Raw genomic sequence first — 1,257 nt, 5'->3', positions numbered from 1 at the left:
GGCGGGGACATCTTCGGGAAGATCGTCTTCACGCGTTGACGCACACGGCCGGCCGACGGCGGCGGTGGAGTCGGCGGGTGGTCTCTTACTTGGCACCGTCGACGACGTGGCGGAGGTAGCGTGCGGGGGCGTCCAGAAACGAGCGCCAGTTCCGCACCAGGTCGAGGTCGTCCCATGCGCTTTCGCGCAGGCCCCAGTCGCCGACTTCGAGGATGCGAGCGCCCGGAATCGAGGCGACGACGGGCGAGTGAGTCGCGACGACGACCTGCCCGCCAGCAGTCGCGATGTCGTGAAGCGCACCGACGAGCGCAAGACACCCACTGAAGGACAGCGCCGACTCCGGTTCGTCGAGGCAGTAGAAGCCGGGGGAGTCGAACCGGGTCCGGAGCACTTCGAGGAAGGACTCGCCGTGGCTCATCTCGTGAAATGTCGGGTCGTGCGCACCCGGGTTCTCCTCCAAGTAGCTGAAGAACCCGTGCATCGTCTCCGCGCGCAGGAAGAATCCCCAGCGGGGCGCGCCGACGCCGCGGCTGAGCCGGAGCGCTCGATGCAGGTCGGACTCGCTCGGTCGGGTGGAGTGCTGCGCGTACGCCGAACCACCCTCGGGGGAGAATCCGAAGGCGAGCCCGACCCCCTCGACGAGCGTCGACTTGCCGCTCCCGTTCTCGCCCACCAGCACCGTGAGGGGTGGAAGATCCCAACCGTGATCGATGATGTGCTGCACCGCGGGCAAGCTCCACGGCCATCTGCGGCGATCGACCTTCAGGTCGGGCGCCGGCTGGAACTCCACGCGGCGGATCGGTCGACGGTCGACGGAGATCACGACAGATCGTCGTCGGACCGTTGCCGTTGTCGCTTCTTCACCGGCTCAGGTGGCGGCGTGGCACCGAGCCACTGGTACCAGCCCTCGTGCAGGATCACGTAGGCGAGCAGCCCGTAGCCTGCCTGGTTCGGGTGGACACCGTCCTCTGCGCGGGCGTCGTGCCAGGCGTGGTGGTCGGCCAGCGGCCGGTAGGTCGATATGTAGGGGACGCCGCGCTTCTCGCACAGGTCGGCGAAGGTGCCGTCCAGGTCGTGGATGCGGCTTTGCAGCGACTCGCCGCCCATCGGCGGCGGACCGATCACCAGTGCCGGAGCGTCCAGCGAGGCGAGACCGAACTCGAGTGCGGCGGCCGAACGGGCCGGCTCGATCCCCAGATCGGCGTCGTTGACGCCGGTGGCGACGACGATCCGGTGTTCGTCGCCCTGCGCGAAGCG

Annotated in this window: 2 protein-coding genes; both read right to left on the bottom strand. The window is 68.7% G+C overall.

All coding sequences use genetic code 11. The annotated features are described in order from the left end of the window. Positions 1–85: 85 nt before the first annotated feature. Positions 86–823, bottom strand: a complete 738-nt coding sequence (locus ELR45_RS17390) for an AAA family ATPase (protein ID WP_129667512.1) — start codon at positions 821–823, stop codon at positions 86–88. Beyond that, the coding region (locus tag ELR45_RS17385) for a DUF459 domain-containing protein (RefSeq protein ID WP_240759812.1) at positions 820–1,257 on the bottom strand (438 nt) is incomplete at its 5' end. The genes ELR45_RS17390 and ELR45_RS17385, both read right to left, overlap by 4 nt.

It is taken from the genome of Phytoactinopolyspora endophytica (assembly GCF_004138495.1).
Lineage (GTDB): Bacteria > Actinomycetota > Actinomycetes > Jiangellales > Jiangellaceae > Phytoactinopolyspora > Phytoactinopolyspora endophytica.
This window is presented reverse-complemented; position numbering and strand designations above follow the sequence as displayed.